General features: G+C 67.4%; 17 protein-coding genes and 2 pseudogenes. 3 read left to right on the forward strand and 16 right to left on the reverse strand.

The features are described from left to right. Window positions 1–36: 36 nt before the first annotated feature. The 8 genes and pseudogenes from QDX22_RS05545 to QDX22_RS12015 all read right to left on the reverse strand — a co-directional run bounded on the left by QDX22_RS05545 (window position 37) and on the right by QDX22_RS12015 (window position 7,534). A complete protein-coding gene (locus QDX22_RS05545; protein ID WP_279718133.1) occupies window positions 37–1,683 on the reverse strand; it encodes a M23 family metallopeptidase in 1,647 nt (548 codons plus the stop codon). Window positions 1,684–1,699: 16 nt separating this feature from the next. Beyond that, window positions 1,700–2,434 carry a hypothetical protein gene (locus QDX22_RS05550; RefSeq protein ID WP_279673029.1) on the reverse strand — a complete coding sequence of 245 codons (735 nt, stop codon included), beginning with the start codon at window positions 2,432–2,434 and terminating at the stop codon, window positions 1,700–1,702. 40 nt (window positions 2,435–2,474) lie between these two features. Further along, window positions 2,475–3,494 carry a ParB N-terminal domain-containing protein gene (locus QDX22_RS05555; RefSeq protein ID WP_279718134.1) on the reverse strand — a complete coding sequence of 340 codons (1,020 nt, stop codon included), beginning with the start codon at window positions 3,492–3,494 and terminating at the stop codon, window positions 2,475–2,477. Then, window positions 3,494–4,353: pseudogene (locus QDX22_RS05560) on the reverse strand (hypothetical protein). The gene QDX22_RS05555 and the pseudogene QDX22_RS05560 overlap by 1 nt, the downstream one beginning before the upstream one ends. 88 nt (window positions 4,354–4,441) lie before the next feature. Beyond that, a complete protein-coding gene (locus tag QDX22_RS05565; RefSeq protein ID WP_279718135.1) occupies window positions 4,442–4,948 on the reverse strand; it encodes a hypothetical protein in 507 nt (168 codons plus the stop codon). Further along, window positions 4,945–5,793 (reverse strand): DUF2637 domain-containing protein, encoded by an 849-nt coding sequence (locus QDX22_RS05570; RefSeq protein WP_279718181.1) that lies wholly within the window; start codon window positions 5,791–5,793, stop codon window positions 4,945–4,947. The genes QDX22_RS05565 and QDX22_RS05570 overlap by 4 nt, the downstream gene beginning before the upstream one ends. A gap of 2 nt (window positions 5,794–5,795) precedes the next feature. Next, window positions 5,796–6,728 (reverse strand): bifunctional DNA primase/polymerase, encoded by a 933-nt coding sequence (locus QDX22_RS05575; RefSeq protein ID WP_279718136.1) that lies wholly within the window; start codon window positions 6,726–6,728, stop codon window positions 5,796–5,798. Window positions 6,729–7,039: 311 nt separating this feature from the next. Next, the gene (locus tag QDX22_RS12015; RefSeq protein ID WP_341849190.1) at window positions 7,040–7,534 is read right to left on the reverse strand and encodes a helix-turn-helix transcriptional regulator; all 495 of its coding nucleotides are present in this window, start codon (window positions 7,532–7,534) and stop codon (window positions 7,040–7,042) included. Window positions 7,535–7,673: 139 nt separating this feature from the next. On the opposite strand from QDX22_RS12015, the gene QDX22_RS12020 reads away from it, so the two are divergent. Continuing rightward, entirely contained in the window at window positions 7,674–7,874 is a 201-nt protein-coding gene (locus QDX22_RS12020; protein WP_341849191.1) for a hypothetical protein, read from the forward strand. A gap of 379 nt (window positions 7,875–8,253) precedes the next feature. Here QDX22_RS12020 and QDX22_RS05585 read toward each other — a convergent pair whose 3' ends face one another. The 8 genes and pseudogenes from QDX22_RS05585 to QDX22_RS05620 all read right to left on the reverse strand — a co-directional run bounded on the left by QDX22_RS05585 (window position 8,254) and on the right by QDX22_RS05620 (window position 16,965). Beyond that, the gene (locus QDX22_RS05585; protein ID WP_279673034.1) at window positions 8,254–8,571 is read right to left on the reverse strand and encodes a metal-sensitive transcriptional regulator; all 318 of its coding nucleotides are present in this window, start codon (window positions 8,569–8,571) and stop codon (window positions 8,254–8,256) included. Window positions 8,572–8,587: 16 nt separating this feature from the next. Further along, the gene (locus QDX22_RS05590) at window positions 8,588–10,717 is read right to left on the reverse strand and encodes a heavy metal translocating P-type ATPase (RefSeq protein WP_482147631.1); all 2,130 of its coding nucleotides are present in this window, start codon (window positions 10,715–10,717) and stop codon (window positions 8,588–8,590) included. A gap of 112 nt (window positions 10,718–10,829) precedes the next feature. After that, the gene (locus QDX22_RS05595) at window positions 10,830–11,405 is read right to left on the reverse strand and encodes a YdhK family protein (RefSeq protein WP_279673036.1); all 576 of its coding nucleotides are present in this window, start codon (window positions 11,403–11,405) and stop codon (window positions 10,830–10,832) included. Between the two features lie 125 nt (window positions 11,406–11,530). After that, window positions 11,531–11,809: a YHS domain-containing protein gene (locus tag QDX22_RS05600; protein WP_279673037.1), complete on the reverse strand. Its 279-nt coding sequence runs from the start codon at window positions 11,807–11,809 to the stop codon at window positions 11,531–11,533. Window positions 11,810–11,848: 39 nt separating this feature from the next. After that, window positions 11,849–14,172 (reverse strand): annotated as a pseudogene (locus tag QDX22_RS05605) (heavy metal translocating P-type ATPase). Beyond that, window positions 14,162–15,124 carry a heavy-metal-associated domain-containing protein gene (locus QDX22_RS05610; RefSeq protein WP_279718137.1) on the reverse strand — a complete coding sequence of 321 codons (963 nt, stop codon included), beginning with the start codon at window positions 15,122–15,124 and terminating at the stop codon, window positions 14,162–14,164. Before QDX22_RS05610 ends, QDX22_RS05605 begins: the two are co-directional and overlap by 11 nt. A gap of 1 nt (window position 15,125) precedes the next feature. Continuing rightward, window positions 15,126–15,338 carry a heavy-metal-associated domain-containing protein gene (locus QDX22_RS05615; RefSeq protein WP_279673040.1) on the reverse strand — a complete coding sequence of 71 codons (213 nt, stop codon included), beginning with the start codon at window positions 15,336–15,338 and terminating at the stop codon, window positions 15,126–15,128. A 61-nt stretch (window positions 15,339–15,399) separates the two neighbouring features. Next, window positions 15,400–16,965: an MFS transporter gene (locus tag QDX22_RS05620; RefSeq protein WP_279718138.1), complete on the reverse strand. Its 1,566-nt coding sequence runs from the start codon at window positions 16,963–16,965 to the stop codon at window positions 15,400–15,402. A 163-nt stretch (window positions 16,966–17,128) separates the two neighbouring features. Here QDX22_RS05620 and QDX22_RS05625 point away from each other — a divergent pair, with 163 nt between their 5' ends. Both QDX22_RS05625 and QDX22_RS05630 read left to right on the forward strand, forming a co-directional pair. Further along, window positions 17,129–17,773 (forward strand): TetR/AcrR family transcriptional regulator, encoded by a 645-nt coding sequence (locus tag QDX22_RS05625; RefSeq protein WP_279673042.1) that lies wholly within the window; start codon window positions 17,129–17,131, stop codon window positions 17,771–17,773. Further along, entirely contained in the window at window positions 17,770–18,948 is a 1,179-nt protein-coding gene (locus tag QDX22_RS05630; RefSeq protein WP_279718139.1) for an FAD-dependent oxidoreductase, read from the forward strand. The genes QDX22_RS05625 and QDX22_RS05630 overlap by 4 nt, the downstream gene beginning before the upstream one ends. Window positions 18,949–19,130 lie beyond the last annotated feature (182 nt).

Below are 19,130 nucleotides of genomic sequence, written 5' to 3' on the forward strand. Positions count from 1 at the left end.
CGCCGAAGCTGGGGCCGTTGCCGATTGCATCGAATGCTAGTTTTCCTTCACCGTGATGTGGACGTGGTCGTAGTGTCCGCCTGTGATGTCCTCGGGACTGTGCATGCCCCCGCCGTCGTAGTCGCGCCACCCGTCCTTGTCGCTGCCGACCGACCAGATCTTGCCCTGCCAGATCAGATACTCCACGCCCAGGTCCTCGGCATGGTCTTGCATCCAGTGCGCGAGGTCCCAGCCCGCCTCGAGCTGGTCCGGGGTCGGCATCTGCCCGATCGGGTTGCCGAACGTGACGTCGCAGGCCCGGCCCAACGGGTGCTCGGACTTCTGTCCAGGCCTCGGGGAGAAGCAGGCCCAGGAGGTGTCGGGGTAGGCCTTCAGTGCCTCGTCGTGGACGTGGAGCATGCGCGCGGTGATCTGCCCGTGGCTGGTGGGATCATCGACCATCTGGCCGGGATCATCCACGTCGAAGTCACCCGGTTCTTCGCCCGTTCCGCTACCGTCGTCGGTCTCGCAGCCGTCCTCGCCGGGTTCGGGGTTGCCGCCTTCGGCTTCGGGGAGGTCTGCCGCGTCGTGGTCGTTGAGCCAAGCGGCGGGGTCGGTGTAGTCGCCGTCTGGTCCACCTTCGCGGACTTCGAAGTGCAGGTGGGCTCCGGTGGATTGTCCGGAACTTCCGACGTCGGCGATGTGCTGCCCCGCCGTGACCTCGTCGCCGGTCTGGACGTGGATGCCGTCTTCCCACATGTGGATATAGGCCGTGGCCAGTCGCTGCCCGTCGACCTGGTGGTCAATGACGACGATCCCGCCGCCGGAGTCGGTGTACTGGGCCTCAGCCACAGTGCCATCGGCGGCGGCGAGGATTTCGGTGCCGTCCTTGGCGGCGAAGTCACTGCCGGTGTGCAGCGTCTCTTCCCCGGTGATCGGATGGGTGCGCGGCCCGAACGGGGAGGTCGCGACCCAGGTGTCCTCCGGGAGGGGGAAGACCACACGGGAGGTCTCCGCGGCCGGCTGATCATCTTCCTCCCCATCGCCGCTGCCGCCCTCCGAGGTCGACAGCTCGGTGAGGATGGCCTCGGCGACCGGCTCGTAGTTGGCGTAGCGGTCGGGGTAGGCGCTGCCTTCGACGGCTTGGGCGGCTTCGCCCTTGCTCATCTCCTCCCACCCGTCGATATCCAGCAGGCCCCGCGGGGAACCACCGTTGGGACCGTCCGGCCCGCCGTAGAACGCTTCAGCCTGGTAGTCGGGATCCATCAGCTCTTCGACCGAGCCCCACCCGGATTGCGGCCGCATCTGGAACAGACCCAGCGAATCGTTGTCGGAGCCATTGCCGTCGTTGGGCATGTCGCCGGATTCGGGGTAGGAGCTGGTGTTCGACAGCTGCTTGAGCACGGACTCCGTCAATGCGGCCATTAGGGCGATCTGGATCCCATCGCGGGTGATGTCCTCGCTCTCGGAGCCGGTCTGGATGATCGTGGCCGCGTGCTCGAGTTGGGTCTTCTCCAGCGTGATCGTCTCCCCGTTGGCGGTCTCGGCGGTGAGCTCATCGGGGACGTCACCGACGTCGATGTTCTCGCCCGGGGTGACGCATTGGGCGGAGGCGGCGGGGTTCATGACCAGGCCGACGCCGACCAGGGCGAACATCGGACCCAGCAGCACCAGGACGGCCAGGGCGGCCACGGCTTTCTTCATCGCACGGCCTTTCGTCTCAGCGCAGGGGCGTATCCAGCACCGAGAGCCGCATGAGGAAACAGGAGTCCTCCTGCCCCTCGACCGAGGGCGACGCGGTGGCGGTGCTCTCCGGGGTGCTGGTGGCCTTCGGGCAGGTGAGGAAGAGGGTGAAGGCGACCGGGTGCTCGGAGGTCACGGGGGCGTCGTTCCAGGTGCCTTCGCGGTGCCGGGTGCCTTCGATGGTGATCGCGGTCGCGCCCTCGGGCAGTTGTCCCGGCTGGGCCTGGGCCAGGGCCTCGTCCCACTGCTCGGGTACGTAGGCCCGGTCGATGCTCAGATGCTGGCGGGTGGAATGCTTGCGCAGCTCGACCCAGGCCTCCCGTGTCGGGAGGTAGCCGGCGATGTCCGAGGCCAGTCCGGCTTGCTCGACGCCGCTGGGATCGGCGACCTCCAACACGGTGGCGGTGTAATCCAGGGGCATCAGCCCGCTGGTGGTGTCCCAGGCGAACAACGCCTCGGCAGCACTGCGGGCGAAGTCCTCCGGGTCGGTCGAGGCGGGGATGCCGGGGATCTCGACCTCCGCCGGAGCCGGCGACGGTGCTGGAGTCTCGGTGCCTGGAGGGTCAGGCTGTGGTGCGGTGTGCTCCGGGTTGGCGGGGCCGATGATGATGCCGTAGACCCCGACCCCGGTGAAGATGAGCAGGATGATCGTGGCGATGGCCAGGGCGATGTGGCGGCGGCGCAGCCGCGGGGAGCCTTCAGTTCTCGTCATACCCCCAGGTGCACTCCGCCCGTCGACGGCCGGGGCGGGGTCAGAGGGCGCGCAGATGCCCTCGCCGCGCGCCCTCGTCGTGGGCATCGCGGGCAGCGCGCAGGTCCCGGGCGAACTGGCTGGTTCCCTCCGCGGTGGCGAGGAAGCTCTCGATCTGTTCCTCGCTCAGCTCAGCGGCGAGCGCCTCGGCGTTGTAGTGGATCCACCAGTTCTCCAACTCGGACCAGGTGGCGATGAACGCGCGCAGGGGCCAGCGGATGATCTTCGCCACTGGCTCCTCATCACCGGTCTCGGGTGTGTCTCCGGCGGGCTGATCCGGGGCGTCCTTGCTCCGGTGAGCGCGCGCGATCGCTTCGTCGGCCATGCTCTGCAGATCCGTGCCGCGCGCCGGCATCGCCTCGCGCTGCTGCAGGGCACGGATGCGCTCGTAGACCGGATGGACCGGGGCGCCGTCGTTGATCGCCTCCAGCTCCGCGGTGATCTGCTCTCGCAGTGCCGGTGGGGTCTCGGGGTCGGTGGCGAGCTGCTGGAGGTAGGTGATCTTGTCCAGCGTGGTGTGGGAGGCCCCGCCGGGGATCATCCCTGCGGCCTGTGCGCGGGCTTCACCTCGGGGAGTCCCCAACGGGTCCGCAAATTTTGCGGACCCGTTCCACCGGGGCTGATGTTCGGAACTGAACTGCGTTGCGGACTCACGTTGGCTGGCGTCTTCGGCCATCAGCGTCTTGAGCTCCCCATATAGTGCGGCGGCCTCGACGGGGGTGAGGTCCTTGTGCTGGGTGTTCTCATCCTGTTCGGCAAGCAGGTGCCCGAGCCGGTCCGAGATGCTCGAGCGGACCCACACATCCACCGTCCGCCATCCCAGCTGCTTCACGGCCACCAACCGGCGAGCGCCACAGACCAGGGTTCCGTCGGTGGTGATCGTCGGCGGCTGCAGCAGTCCGAGCTGGGCGATGGATGCGGCCAGGGCGTCGATGTCGCCGAGGTCGGTGCGGTGCCGGTGCCCGATCATGATCGAGGCAACGGCCCGCTGGAGTTGGATGTGTCCCTGCGTCTGTCCCATCAGCGATACCCTCCACGGTGCGGGGCGGCCAGGGAGAGGGTGAGCACGAGGTCTTCATCGCGCAGCAGCGCACGCAGGATCTCGCCGATGAGCAGCCGGTGCAGGATCCCGCGGCCGGTGCTGGTCGCGGCGTAGGCCGGGTGCGGGTGCCCCAGCAGTGCCTTGAGCAGAATCGACTAGGAGTCGGCTTCGATATCCAGCAGCGCTTGGGCGTGCTTGTCTCGGCGCAGCGCCTCGTAGGCGGTACGACGGGTCCCGGCCCGGGCCAGTTCTTGGCAGACGTGCTCGACCGCGGCCCAGCCAGTGCCGGCGGCCATTTCATCGCGGTCACGAAGGCGATGGCGTCTTCGATCAAGCTGGTGGCGGTGGTGAAGGTGTCGTACTCGCGCCGCTGGTCGTCCTCGTCGTGATCGGCGGGGTCCTCGGTCGGGTCGGGGTCGGTGATGTGGAAGGCCTCGTGGTAGTCCGTCAGGGGGTTCTCACGGTCGGAGATCCGTTCGGGATCGTGGAAGGCCGACACGTGCGGGCGGCGAGCCTGATGGACTGAGCACAGCAGTCCTTGGGCGCGTTCTTCGGCGATGCAGGTGATTCGCACCGCGTGGGTGATCACACCCCACGGGTCCTTCGCGGTGCGCGCCGAGCGGGTGCGCATGACATCGAACGCCGCACTGGCGGCCTCCCAGGGGTCGAGGCCGTGCTTGCGCGCCAACGGCGCGTACTTGGCCGCAGCGTGTTCCATCAGATCCGCCGCTACGGGGTCGGTCCGCCAGGCGTCGGGCCCGGCCTCATGCAGGCGGACGAGCAGGACGCGCAGGCCCTCGCTGGTCGTGAAGTCTTCGGGTTCGGACAAGGTCGTCATCATGGGTATCTCCTCCTGTACGTCAGGTGCACGTCGCTTTCGTGGGGATCGAATCGGGTCGTGGCGTCGGCTCATGTGAGGTCACCGCCTAGTTCCGTGCGATGGCCGAGCGGGTGGCTGGTTCGCGGGGGTGGCCGTGGCCGAAGGCCTTCAGCGGGGGTAGCTTCTTCGCGGCAAACGCGCCGGCTCTCTTTCCGGCGGTAATCAGGCCGCGGTCGACCTTGCGGGCGAGGTGATCCTGCAGGGCGATCCCGCGTCCGGCCATCGCAGCGGAGGACCGAGCAACCAGGTCGGTGGGCCTGACCCAGTCGACGCCGCGGCCCTGCGGGGCCTGGAGGCGCTGGCGCAGGCTCGCGCGGCGCTGCGCGGTCTTCTCGTGCTCGATCGCATCCGGAGCCCCCGTGCCCTCGCGGCCGGTGATACGCGCGGTGTCGTGGTCGGGCTCGGCCTCGGGATCTGGCGCGTCCCACCAGGGGTTCTGCTCTCCGGCGGGGTCCGGGGCGGGTGCGGTGTTCAGTGCATCCCACGGTTCGGGAGCGGGCGGGGTGAAGCTGGTGTCCCAGTTCTGCGCGTCCTGGGCGGGATCGGAACTCATGATGTGCTCTCCTCTTCGGCCTCGTCCGGGTGGGCTGAGGCGGTGGTGGTGGTCTGGCGGGTGCGCCAGCGGCCGATGGTCGAGGGATGAACGTGCAGGCGCGCGGCGATCGCCTTGTTCGACCACCCGGCCTCCCACAGCCGCGCCGCCTCCGCCTTCCGCCCCGACCCCGCCGATTCGCTCGTGCGCGGTGGGGTAGGAAGCTGCGTGGGACTGTCATCGGATACGGCCTCGGTCGGTGCAGGCGAAGACTCGGCGGCCAGTTCCAGCGGGGTCGGTGAGGGCAGAGCCGGCCGGGGCAGGTCCGCTACGGTCGAGGACGTCAGCGGCAACTCACCGCCGTCGTCGTCTGTCCGGTCCGGCACCGTTGCCAGCTCGGGGTCGACGGCATCGGTGCTCTCGGCCTTCTCCAGTCCGTCTACTGCGGGTGAGCGATAGTGGTGGGCGGAGCGGATGAGGACCACGGTCAGATGCGTGGAGGCCAGCAGCACCAGCGGCGGTACCGACGCGATCACCGAGGCCAGCAATCCCGGCACGGCCGCTTCCGCGGCCACCACAGCGTGCATCGCGTTCGCCGCCACCGAGACCAGGGCCCCAGAGATGAGCAGCCCCCACGGGTACCAGGCCCCGGCACGGCCATCGAGAGCCACGACAGCGATCGTGGCGACGACGATGAGCCCATCGACGAGTAACGGCCACACCCACGCCTGCGAGCTGGCGATCCCTGAGCGTCGCGCCAGATCCGCCAGAGCAGTGAACGAGAGCCAGAACGCCCCCAGAGCGATACCGATCGTCCCGCACGCGGCCGTGACCACCGACCATCCCCACCGTTCCGAGCCGCCCATGATCACATCACCCGATACACCGGCGGACGCGACGGACCCGTGCTCGCCGGGGAGAACGAGCGCTGCTGGTCACCGACGGTGGTGCGTTGGCGTGCCCCGCCGCCGTGGACGTTGTGGTAGGCCGACTGCACCGTCCGGCAGATCTCCCGTTGGCCCAGACCCGCCTGCCCGGCCGCGGCGCCGAGGACGTGGAGAGCTTCACCGGGAGGCGTCCCGTTCTCTGCCAGCCGGCACGCGGCCTTGAACAGGCCCAGGTTCCGTTCGCCCTCGCGCAGGCTGGCCACCCGGTCAGCGAGCGCAGCGATATTCGGCGTCCGCCGAGTCCCGCGTGACTCGGGTGCAGGAACGGCAGGGCGGGGATCGAGGAAGTCCCGCAAGCCCTGAGCATCCACGGCGGTAGCCGGGCCGTTGTTGACCTGGTCCAGCCGGTAGTGGTGCTGCTGCCCGTCGATGCGGCGGTACGAGGGCGGGACGACGATGTAGCCGCCGTCGCCGCGGAAATCCACACCCGCCCGAGCCGCCTGCCACGACCGCTGCTGCGTCGCCGGTGTGGCGGGGTAGATCAGGTGGGCGCCGCCGGAGGGGGTGCGGGTGACGACTTCCCACTGCCCGAGCCTTCCGGCTTCGTAGGCACGGTTGATCGCGTCGTAGCCATTGACCTTCTCGTGCAGGTCGACATCGACAACGACCACGCCGCTGGGCTGGCCGGTCGGCAGGCCGATGTTGGCGTTGGGGATCTGGTCCCACCACGTCTGGACCTGGCTGAAATCTGTCGTGGCGTCGTGGAACCCGCCGTGGGTCAGGGGGCGCTTGCCGTTCGGCGCGCAGGGGAAGATCGGTACCCCGGCCCGGGCGAACTCGCGAGCCGCGGCTCCCAACGGCCAGGAGTCATCGAGGCGGAGGAGGACCGAGGAGACGGCACCGTGCTCGGCCATCACGACCACGCCCCTCGAGCGATTCCTGTCGCAGGTGCGATCCTGTCGTGACCGCCTGCTGTGTGATCAGGTCGTGGTTCGTGTCGGTTGTGCCGTGCGTGTCTCATCACCAGGTCTCCTTGCCGAGAGCCGGCTTCGGGGTGAGGAGCAGGCTCTACCTCCGGCAGGTGCGCGGAGATGATCTGGCGTGTCGAGACGGTCAGTACTCACGATCGGTGAGTAGGGTGGCCGCCAGGACGCGACTCGCACCTGACGTCTACCCGGCATACCCGTGATCTCGTTCGCAAGGAGGCCTTGGTGGGCGAACGTGTCTACCTGGCGGGGTATGTTGTCCGGATCGTGGGGTCTCCTGGGTGCGAACGGTTCATGGTTCGATAGCGATGCGGCGTGATGCCGGTAGCGTCGCGGAAGACCTCAGATGCATAATCGCGGGAGCGCCAGCCAACTTCCTGGGCAGCGCGGGCAACGGACATGTTCGTGTCTTTCAAAAGGCGTGCCATTTCCTGGACGCGAAGCATGCGTAAATGGGCTAGCGGCGTCTTTCCAAAGGCGTCTAAATACAACCGGGACACTTGACGCTGCGACAGATGCACTCGATGGGCCAGATCTTCGAGTGTCCAATGGCGCGCCACATCGCTTTTCATGATGTGGTGTATAGCTATTGCTTCTTCCCGCAGTGGCGCAAAGCGGCGGTAGCGAGGCGTGTTGGGGCTGACGGTTGACCGCTTCGATGCGGAGCCGCGAACGGGGCTCACCTGGACATAGGGTGCGATCTTGTCCGCGATGGCCAGCCACAGAGACTGCATGCGGTGAAAACGGGGGGCGAGGGGCTCCGTCGACGCTGAGCGCTACGAGTTCGTCCAGCCACGGTAAGAGTAGCCCGACGCGTTCTTCGCCGAGCCTTAGGATCTGAGTGGGCTCGCAATAGAGCGAGTCGGCCAATTCTTGTGCATCAAGCCGGTCTTGCGGCAAGCCCACGTACTGCCAGTAGAGCTGGTCCACGACGTAGTCGGTGTCGAGATAGATCGTCGTGACAGTGTTGAACCCTTCGGGTTCGCTGCCTACAAGGACGCCTGGACCAATGAGTACCACGTCGCCGACGCTGATGATCTGCTCTTTGAAATGCCGGCAGTAGAGAAGTGCTGACCCGGCTCGCACGACGATGAACTTCACGCAGTCGTAAGCCACTGGGCCGATGGGGCGATGCACCGTTCTGGTACGCGCGAGGATCGGTCGGAACCAGTCTGTGTTCTGCTCTTCCGCCCATTCGCCGCCAAAGCCTTGCGGTTCGCAGCGTCCCCGGGAGGCGCATGGGGCACCGCCTTCGAGGCAGATTCGGTCAGCGCTTTTCATCGTCGGGGATGGGCAAAATGCGGGCTCAGCGTGAGCCAGCGATGGCCGTTCAGTGGGTGCTGATCTTGAATGTCCAGCGGGCTGCTGAGCAACAGCGCTGCAGGGTCAGTTCCATCTTTCCGTGACGGACCAGGTTATGAATGGCAAGTGCTGCGATACGCATGGCTCCTCCTCAGGACCTCACAAGTCTCGCGATAGCCTCGGAAGCCTCCTTGAGCTTGGTGTCGGCTTCTTCTCCGTCGTTGATGGCGTCGGCAACGCAGTGCTTCAAATGGTCGTCGAGCAGGCCCAATGCCACGTTCTCGAGGGCCGCGTTTACGGCGCTGATCTGGGTGAGGATGTCGATGCAGTAGGTGTCCTCGTCGATCATGCGGTGGATGCCACGGGTTTGGCCTTCGATGCGCTTGAGCCTGGCGAGGTAGCGGTTCTTGTCGCTGATGTAGCCGTGGCCGGTCGCCGCCTCTTCAACGGTGGGTGCGGTGGTGGTCATGGTCTGTCCTTATCTGTCAGGAGCGGTCGAGGATTCTGTCGGTGCCCGCTTCGGGGGTGAGGTCGAGGCGGCGCAGCAGCTGAGCATTCAACGCCACGACGACGGTGGAGGCGGACATGAGGATCGCGCCGATGCTCATCGGAAGCACGAACCCGACCGGCGCCAACACGCCGGCGGCCAGCGGTACGGCGGCCAGGTTGTAGCCGGCGGCCCACCACAGGTTCTGCTTCATCTTCCGGAACGTCGCCCGGGACAGCTCGATCACCGACAGCACCGACCGCGGATCCGAGGAGGCCAGGATCACCCCGGCCGAACCGATCGCGACGTCGGTGCCCGCCCCGATCGCGATCCCGACATCGGCCTGCGCGAGGGCGGGGGCATCGTTGACGCCGTCGCCGACCATCGCGACCTTGCGACCCTCGTCCTGGAGCTCTTTGACCTTGGCTGATTTGTCTTCGGGGCGGACGCCTGCGAAGACGCGGTCGATACCCAGGTCCTTGGCGACGGTCTCTGCCACGGCTTGGGCGTCTCCGGTGATCATCACCACCTGCACGCCGCGGGCGTGGAGGGCATCGACAGCGTCGCGGGACTCGGGCCGGATTTCATCGGACAGGCGCAGCGCTCCGATGACTTCACCGTCGGCGAGGACGTGGAGGATGATCGCTCCTTCGTCTCGCCACTGATCGGCCACCGGCAACTCGTCTCGATTCTGCTGTTCGAGCAGATACGGGCCACCGACCTCAATCACCGCTGAATCGACGGTGGCTCTGACCCCGACAGCCGGTGAGGAGGAGAAGTCCGAGGCCATAGGCACCCGGAGCCCCTTCGTCTTGGCGGCTCCGGTGATGGCCCGGGCCAGTGGGTGCTCACTATCTGCCTCGGCGGCCGCCGCCAAGGCCAGCACCTCATCCTCATTGCGGTCTCCGACCGGCTCGATACCGGTGACGGTGGGCTCACCCTTGGTCAGGGTGCCGGTCTTATCAAAGAGCACCGAGTCCACGGTGCGCATCGACTCCAGCGCGAGACGATCCTTGACCAGCACCCCGCCGCGGGCAGCGCGCTCGGTGGCGATCGAGACCACCAGAGGGATGGCGAGGCCGAGTGCATGCGGGCAAGCGATGACCAGCACGGTGATGGTGCGCACCACCGCGGCATCGGGCATCCCGAGCAGCGCCCAGGTGATCGCGGTGATCACCGCAGCCCCCAGGGCGAACCAGAACAGCCACGCCGCTGCAGTATCGGCGATCCTCTGCGCGCGGGACGATGACGCCTGGGCATCAGTCACGAGCTTCTGGATTCCTGCCAGGGCGGTGTCATCCCCGATTGCGGTGACCTCGACCCGTACCCCGGAGTCGGTGGCCACCGTACCGGCAACCACGTGGTCGCCGGTCTCACGCCGTACTGGCTTGGACTCCCCGGTGACCATGGACTCATCCATCGACGCCGAGCCGTCGACGATCTTGCCGTCGGCCGGTACTGAGGAGCCGGGCCGGACGATCACCACATCCCCCACGGCGAGGTCGGCCGGGGCGACTTTCACCACGTCGTCGCCGTCGACCTTCTCGGCCTCATCGGGCAGCAGGGCGGCAAGGGAGTCCAGCGCCGAGGTGGTCTGGGCGAGGGAGCGCATCTCAATCCAGTGACCCAGCAGCATGATCACCACCAGCAGGGCCAGCTCCCACCAGAAGTTCAGCTCATGATCCAGCAGGTGCAGGGTCGCGCCCCAGGAGGCGATGAACGCGACCGTGATCGCCAAGCCGATCAGCAGCATCATGCCCGGTTTGCGCGAGCGGATCTCGCTGACCGCACCGGTCAGGAACGGCCAGCCGCCCCAGAAGTAGACGATGGTGCCCAAGATCGGGGAGACCCACCACACCCACTCGGCCTCGGGCAGGTGGTAGCCGACCAGATGGGCGAACATCTCATTGAACCCCACCACCGGGATCGCCAGGGCGAGCATGATCCAGAACAACCGGCGAAACTGCCCCACATGATCCCCATGACCCGCGTGCCCGCCATGACCGCCGTGTCCAGCGTGTCCGGCGTGGCCACTGTGGTCGTCATGACCGCCGTGGTGCTCATGACCGTTGTGTCCATGGTGATCGTGATGACCGTGGCCGTGATGCTCAGACCGGTCGTCGTGCATCGTGTGCTCACCACCACGGTCGTGGTGGTGGCCACTGTGTGTGTTGTTCATGCCTGTCTCGTTTCTCCTGTTCGGTTCGACCCCTACTCGCCTCCGCGGTTCAGCGGTGGGGTCAGCTCGTGGGTTCGATCTCGCTTTCAACGACCCACTTGTGATTGGTCATGGTCATGCCGTCGGCCTCGTAATCAACGACGTAGACGGTCTCGTCGGTGGAGGAGGCGATCGTCGCGGTGACGCCTGCCATGCCCTCCATGTGATCGGCCAGCAGCACCACCTCGGCACCGTCAGCGAGACGTTCGTCACCGGCGTCCTCGATCTCTTCCTGCACGACCCACTGATGATCGGTGACAGGTTCGCCGCCCTCCGGGGTGTAGTCGACGGAATAGGTGAAGGTGTCGTAGGCGCCGACGATGGTCGCTGTCGCGCCGTCCATGCCATGCATGTGATCTGCGGTCAGCGTCACCTCTGAGCCGATTGGGTATTCGGGGTCGGCGGCCTCGTTCATACCTTCGGGCACCGGTCCGCCGTCAGTCGGGTGTTCCATATCGCCGTGGCCTCCGTGGTCGTCGTGTTCTGCCGACGGCTCTGAGGTCGTCGGTTCATCGTTATCTGCCGAAGCACAGCCGACCAGCATCAACGCGCTGCATAGTGCTGCGGCTCCCAGGGTGAGTCTCAGTTTCTTCTTCACGTGTCTGGTCCTTGCTTTTCTGCGTTGGCTCCGCTGGCGGTGGCCACAGGGCGCCGAATGGTGGATTCCGCGCTTGCCAATAGAGCTGCGTTGGCAAGCGCAGAATCCGTTGTCCCTGTGCGGTTTCAGGCCGCGTTGGCGTACCGGTCGGGGTCGGCGTCGAAGAGCGGGCCGCAAGCCGCGCAGCAGAACCAGTACCGCTCACCATTGTAGTCGCGGTAGAGGCCGGCGGCCTCAGCGTCGGACTTGATGACCGGGGTGCCGGCCATGACCAGGCACTCGGTGACATCGTCGCTGTTCGCCTTAGCGATGTCCTCGGTGTTGGGAGCGTGGCCGCTGCAGCCGCCAGAGGCGCTGCCGTGGTCGTGATCGTTTCCGTGATTGTGGTGGTCGTGTGCAGTCATCGTGAATGGTGTCCTTTCTGATGTGATGACGGGTTCTTCTCAGACCTGCGCCGGCTCGCGTGCCGGGACAGGGGCACTGTCTGCTGGGGTGTTCTGGTTGTCGGCCTTGGCCTTGAACCTGCGCAGCCTCAGGCTGTTGGAGACCACCGAGACGGACGAGAAGGCCATGGCCGCTCCGGCGAGCATCGGATTCAACAGCCCGAAGGCCGCAATCGGGATGGCGGCGCTGTTGTAGCCGAAGGCCCAGAACAGGTTCTGCTTGATCGTGCGCAGCGTGCGCCTCGCGAGCCGGATCGCATCCGCGGCCGCCCGCAGGTCACCGCGGACCAGGGTGATATCAGCGGCTTCGATGGCGACATCGGTGCCGGTGCCCATCGCCAGACCGAGGTCGGCCTGGGCCAGGGCGGGGGCGTCGTTGACGCCGTCACCGACCATCGCCACGACCTTGCCTTCGCCCTGGAGGCGGGCGACGACATCGACCTTGTCCTTCGGCAGCACCTCCGCGACGACCTGCTCGATGCCGACCTCGGCGGCGACCTGCTCGGCCACGGTCTGGTTGTCCCCGGTCAGCAGCACCGGAGTCAGACCCAGGTCCTTGAACTGGCTGATCGCCTCCGCACTGGTGGGCTTGATCTGGTCCGAGACCACCAGCACGCCGCGGGCTTTGCCGTCCCAGCCGACGGTGATCGCGGTCTTGCCCTCGGACTCGGCGGCCTGCTTCGCGGCCTTGAGCTCCTCGTCGAGGTGCATCGACCAATCAGCCAGCAGCGCCTCCCGGCCGGCGACCACGGCGTGACCGTCCACGACGCCTTGCACACCCTTGCCCTCAATGTTGTCGAAGGACTCCGGGGCGGGCAGTTCGCCGGCCTGTGCCGTGGCACCTGCGGCGATGGCCTGTGCGATGGGGTGCTCGGAGTAGTCCTCAAGCCCGCCTGCGATGCGCAGCAACTGATCACGGTCCACGCCTTCGGCGGGGAGCACATCGGTCAGGGTCATCTTGCCGGTGGTGACGGTACCGGTCTTGTCCAGCACGATCGTGTCGACCTTCTTCGTGGACTCCAACACTTCGGGGCCCTTGATGAGCACCCCCATCTGCGCACCGCGACCCGTGCCCACGAGCAGGGCCGTGGGAGTGGCGAGGCCGAGGGCGCACGGGCAGGCGTGATCAGTACCGCGACCGCGGCAGTGAACCCAGCGCTGAGCGGGAATCCGGCCCCGATCCAGGCGCCGAGAGCTGCGACCGCGACCGCGATCGCGATGGGCACGAACACACCCGAGACGCGGTCGGCCAGGCGCTGGATCTCGGCCTTGCCCGACTGGGCGTCCTCGACGAGCTTGGCCATCTGCGCCAGCTGGGTGTCCGAGCCCACACGCGTGGCCTTGACCACGAGCCGACCCCCAGCGTTGACGGTCGCACCGGTGACGCTATCGCCCTCGGAAACCTCTACCGGCACGGACTCACCCGTGAGCATCGAGGCATCGATCGCCGAGTTGCCGGAGGTGATGGTGCCGTCGGTGGCGATCTTCTCGCCGGGCCGGACGACGAACTCATCGCCCACGGACAGGTCGTCGATGGAGATGCGCTGCTCCTGGCCGTTCCGCAGGACGGAGACTTCCTTCGCGCCGAGTTCGAGCAGGGCGCGCAGGGCGGCTCCGGCGCGGCGCTTGGAGCGCTTCTCGAAGTACCGGCCGAGCAGGATGAAGGTGATCACCCCGGCCGCGACCTCCAGGTAGACGTGCCCGAGCCCGTCGGAGCGGGAGATCGTGAACTCGAACGGGTGAACGACCCCACGGTCGCCGGCGGTGCCGAAGAACAGCGCGATGATCGACCAGATCATCGCCGCGGAGGTGCCCACGGAGATGAGCGTGTCCATCGTCGCCGCACCGTGCTTGAGGTTCATCCACGCCGCCTTGTGGAACGGCCACCCGGCCCAGACCACCACGGGGGCGGCCAGGACGAGGGAGGCGAAGCCCCAGTAGTCGAACTGCAGGGCCGGGATCATCGCCATGGCGATGACCGGGACCGCGAGGACCGCGGAGCCGATGAGCCGCTGGCGCAGCGTGCGCAGCTCGGCGTCCTCACGTGACTCACCGTCATCCCTGTCGGCGGACTTCTCACCCTTGGGGGTCGGCAGCTCGGCGGTGTAGCCGGTCTTCTCGACCTCCGCGATGAGCAGCTGCGGGTCGTAGCCCTCGGGGGTGGTGACGCTGGCCTTCTCGGTCGCGTAGTTCACCGATGCGGTGACGCCGTCGAGCTTGTTGAGTTTCTTCTCGATCCGGTTCGCACACGAGGCGCAGGTCATGCCGCCGATCTGCAGATCAATCCCGGCAGCATTCATGCCGGGGGCCTGGTCAGTGCTCATGGCCCGCTCCTTCCTCATGCGTATCGCTCGCCGAACCACCGCTGGCGGTAGTGGTGTCGATGACCAGCGGGGCCGTGTGGACCTGCCCGTCGACCTGGAAGTCGAGGAACAGCAGGTACCGGCCCTCGGTCGGGGCGGTGGCCTCGAACACGATCTCCGGCCCAGATGTCTCCCCGGCTGCAGGCGCGTCGCCGTGCGGGTGGACGTGCAGGTAGGCCAGGTCCCCGTCGCGCAGGGCGACGAGATGGCCGAACGCGCCCAGGTACGGCTCCAAAGCAGTGACCGGCTGACCGTCACGGGTGACGGTCATGGTCAGCTCGGACCCCTCACCGGCGACGAGGTCGCCTTCTACCGCGACGTCGAAACCGTCGACCGTGGTCTCAGCGACGGGCTCTGCCGCGACGGCCTGGTAGTCGCCGGGCACCTGCACCGTGGTCGAGAGGGTGATGCCCTCTCCGGTCTCGGCCGGCACGAAGTCGGCGAAGACCCGATACGAGCCGGCCTCCTCCCATTGCCACGGGATCGACCACGTGCCGTCCTCGCCCATCTCCGGGTGGACGTGTGCGAAGTGCTGCCCGTCGGCGCGGACGACGATCAGGTGCAGCTCCTTCTCGTGCTCCAGCTCGAAGTCCGTGACCGGTTCCCCTTCGGGGCCGGTGACCGTGAGCGAGAGCTCGCCGTCGGTTCCGGTCTCGGTGGGGGCGGTGACGGCATCGAGTTCGTAGCCGTCTTGTGCGATGCCCAGGCCCAGCGACGCGGTACCGGCGTCGTGGCCTGCGTGTCCGTCGTCGCTCATGGCGTCTCCTTCCTCGTGGTGCGTGTTCTCTGAGGTTTCTTGTGTCCAGGCCTGCACGGTCTGATCGGGGATGACCGCGTTCGCCGTGAATCCAGATACGGCGAACACGGCCACCAGCCCCAGCCCGTACAGGCCCAGCCGTGCAGGAGCCTTCATCTCAGCTCCTGACGGCGGCGTAGCCGGCCTCGTCGACCGCGGCGATCACCGCGGCATCGTCGAGAGGCTGCTCGCTGGTCACGGCCAGACGCCCGGTCTGGGCGCTGACGTCGATGCCGGTCACTCCGGCGATCTCGGAGACCTCGGACCGGATCGCGGTCTCGCAGTGCCCGCAGCTCATCCCGGTCACCTGGTATTCAGTCGTGGTTGCCATAATCTCTAACTCCTTCACTCGTGTATGACTTATTCGAGACTATACCCATAGGGGGTATATGTCAACTGGTGGTCGTGTCAGCGCTCTCGTCGGCTTGTTGCGCTTCGCCGGTGGGGCGGACGTGGCGCAGCCGGGTCGCGGCGATGATCGAGGTCACGGCGGCGATGACAGCCGAGACGATCGCGGCAGTGTTCAGGCCGCCGGTAAATGCCGCCTGCGCGGCTTCGACGAGCTGCCCGCCCAATGCTCCGGGGAGCTCGCCGGCGGAGACGAGGGCGCCATCGATGCTGTCCGAGGCGGCTGCGGCGGCCTCCGGCGGCAGGCCCTCGGGCAGGGTTCCGTCGATGTTCCCGCGGTAGGCGGCCACGCCGACGCTGCCGATCACCGCGACACCGAGCGAGATGCCCAGATCATTCGCGGTCGTCGCGAGCCCGGAGGCGCCGCCTGCCTTCTCCGGGGGCACGGAGCTGACCACGAGGTCGGTCGTCAGCGCCATCGAGGGGGCGACGCCGGGGTAGGTGATCACGAAGCTCGCGATCACCAGCGCCAGGCCGGTGCCGGCGTCGAGCTGGGTGAACAGGACGTAGCCGACCACCTGAGTGAGCAGGCCGATCGCGATCACATTGCCCGGCCGGAACTTCCTGGCGAACACCGGAGAGAGCGTCGAGACGACGATCAGCACCGCGGCCGCCGGCAGGATCGACAGACCCGCCTGCAGGGGCGAGAGGCCCTGGACCTGCTGAAGGTACTGGGTGAACAGCGAGTACACCCCGCCCAGTGCCGCCGCCGAGAGCAGGAAGACCGCCAGCGCTCCGGAGACGGTGCGGTTGGCGAACAGCCGCACATCCAGCAGCGGGGTCTTGGCGCGCAACTGCCGGATCACGAACCACAGGCCGATGAGCACGCCGGCGACCAACAGGCCGATGGAGGGCCCGACGGGCTCTTGGGCGGCGAAGCGCTTGATGCCGTAGATGATCGCCAGCAGTCCGCCCACGAGCAGCAGGGCGCTGAGCAGGTCGACCCTCGCGGTCGGGTCCTTGTGCTCGGGCACGAGAAGCGGGGCGCCGATCGCGACGAGCGCCATGATCGGCACGGCGACGAGGAACGTGGCCTGCCAGCCGAAGCCCTCCAGCAGCAGACCGGACAGCAACGGGCCCAGCGCCACGCCGGCAGAGATGCCACCGGCCCACATGCCGATAGCGACACCGCGCTGCTTCGCGTCGGCGAAGAGCACGAAGATCAATCCCAGGGTCGCCGGCACCATCATCGCCGCGGCCAGGCCGAGCACGGCACGCCAGACGATCATCAGCTCAGGGATCGTCGTCAACGATGCCGCGATGGAGACCGCGGCGAAAAGGATCGCGCCGATGACCATGAGCAGGCGCTTGCCCACCCGGTCGCCGAGCACACCCATCGCGACGAGGAACCCGGCCATCACGAAGCCGTAGATGTCGAGGATCCACAGCAGCTGCGTGCTCGACGGGTTCAGGTCCGCGGCCATGTTCGGCGCGGCCAGGAACAGAATCGTGAGCATCATGAACAGCAGAGTCGAGGGGATCACCAGGACGGCGAGCCCCCACCACTGCTTCGCCCCCGCCTTGGGAGCCGGGGTGCTCGTGTCAGTCATGACGCACCCCCTGTACGTGCGTGTGTCGGTCTCATGGCCGTGTCGCTCCTTCCTGTGTCTGGGTCGCCCGGTCGGGGCGACAGTACCGTAACTCAATCATCGGTGTACGGGTTGTAACAGCTACACTATCTCATACATTCCCATACGACTTGTGAGGTGGACGATGCCGACCCAGAAGACACAGGCAACACGAGGCACCCGACGTGCCCCGACGACGACCCGCGCGGCCAATCAGCGTGCCGACGCCCAGCGCAACCGGACAAAGATCCTCGCGGCCACGGTCACCGCGATCCGCAAGAACCCTGACGCCTCGGTCGCCGACATCGCCGCCGAGGCCGGAGTGGGCCGCATGACCCTCTACGGCCACTTCCAGAACCGGGCCGAACTCATCGAAGCCGCCCTCGTCGACAGCCTCGAGCGTGGCGAGGAGGTCCTCTCCGGGGTTCCGCTCGACGGCGACCCGACTGAGGCGTTCCAGCGTCTGGTCGCCTCCAGTTGGGTCCTGGTCGATCAGTCCCGGGCTCTGCTGGCCGCCGCGCAGAAGGAGCTGCCGGCCGCGCGCATCCGCGAGATGCACGAGGACGCTGAGGCCCGCATGCGCGACCTGCTCCTGCGCGGACAGCGCGAAGGCGCGTTCCGCACCGATCTGCCCGTGTCCTGGCTACTGACCACCACCCACGTGGTGATGAACGGAGCCGCCGAGGAGGTCCGAACCGGTCGCCTCGACGCCGATGACGCCCCCTGGTTCATCGACGCCATCCTGCTGCCAGCCTTCACCCACACGGCAAACGTCGAGGGGGATGCATGAGGGGCGCACGAGTCGCAGTCATCGGAGGCGGAGCAGCCGGCAACGCCGCGGCGAGAACCCTGCACACCGCAGACGCCGACCTCGACCTCGAACTGTTCACCCGCACGCACGAACAACCCACCAACCGGACACTGGTCAACAAAGGCGTAGTGGCCGGCCTGCTCGAGCCCCACCAGGCCGTTCTCCCGGACACCGGTGCGCGCCTCACGGCCGATACGGTGCGCGCCCTCGATCCCCGCACACGCCAGCTCCAGCTCGACTCCGGACAACGCCGGAGCTTCGACGCGTTCATCATCGCCACCGGCAGCCGCCCCCGCCTGCTGAGCGAGGAGATCATCGGCCGCGACGAGGCCCTGCGCTCCGGCCGCCTGACCACACTGCACTCGATGGCCGACGGAGCACATGTACGCGATCGCCTCGCCCAGACGACCTCGGCGCGGGTGCTGATCCTCGGCGGAGGGCTGATCGCCTCCGAGACCGCATCCCTGCTCACCGACGCCGGCCACGACTCCGTCCTCATCGCCCGCTCACCGATGCCGGGTGCCAGCTCTATCGGTGAGCCCGCCGCCAGACAGCTCCTTGAACTGCATCAGCCTCAGCATGCGGCATACCTCGGGCGCGACGTACGCATGATCCGCACTCACACTGACCACATCAGCCTCACGCTCGATGACGGCACGCAAATCGACGGTGATCTCGCGATCATCGCTCACGGCACCCTCGCCAACGCGCCGGCCCCATGGACCGGGCCCGAGGGCATGCCTGTCGACGCCCGCCTACGCTCTCTGCACGCTCCAGATCAGCGGATCTACGCCGCCGGAGGAGTGGCAATCCACCACTATCCCGGACACAGCTCCTACCGCATCGACCACTGGGATGACGCGACCGCCCAAGGCACCCACGCCGCACAGACGGTGCTTCACGACCTCGGCTTCGGCGACGATCCCGGCCCCTACCTGCCCACTTCCACCTTCTCGGTACGCGTCCACGGTCGAACATTGACTGGAGCAGGACACCCGGCCTTGGGCACCAGCACCCGCGCCCTCTCGACCGACCCATTCCTGATCGCGCACCACCTCGGTGACACTCCGGTGGCTCTGACGGGCATCGACGCCGCCGGCCCGTTACGTCAGCACCTTCCGGGCCTACATCAACCCGCGGCGTTTCCACGCTGACCCGCACGCCGCGGGCAGTGGGCCGACGTGTGAGGGCGCCGAGACCCCGCTCCCTGCCCTTTTCCGGATCGATCGGGGCAGGGGGCGGGGTCGTGCCGGCACTGCGCGCAACCCGGCCCGCACCCGCGAAACGCGGCTTCTCGCGGCGTCATAGAACCTGACCGACAGTCTCCGTCGCAACA

Source organism: Auritidibacter ignavus, assembly GCF_029853775.1.
Taxonomy (GTDB): domain Bacteria; phylum Actinomycetota; class Actinomycetes; order Actinomycetales; family Micrococcaceae; genus Auritidibacter; species Auritidibacter ignavus.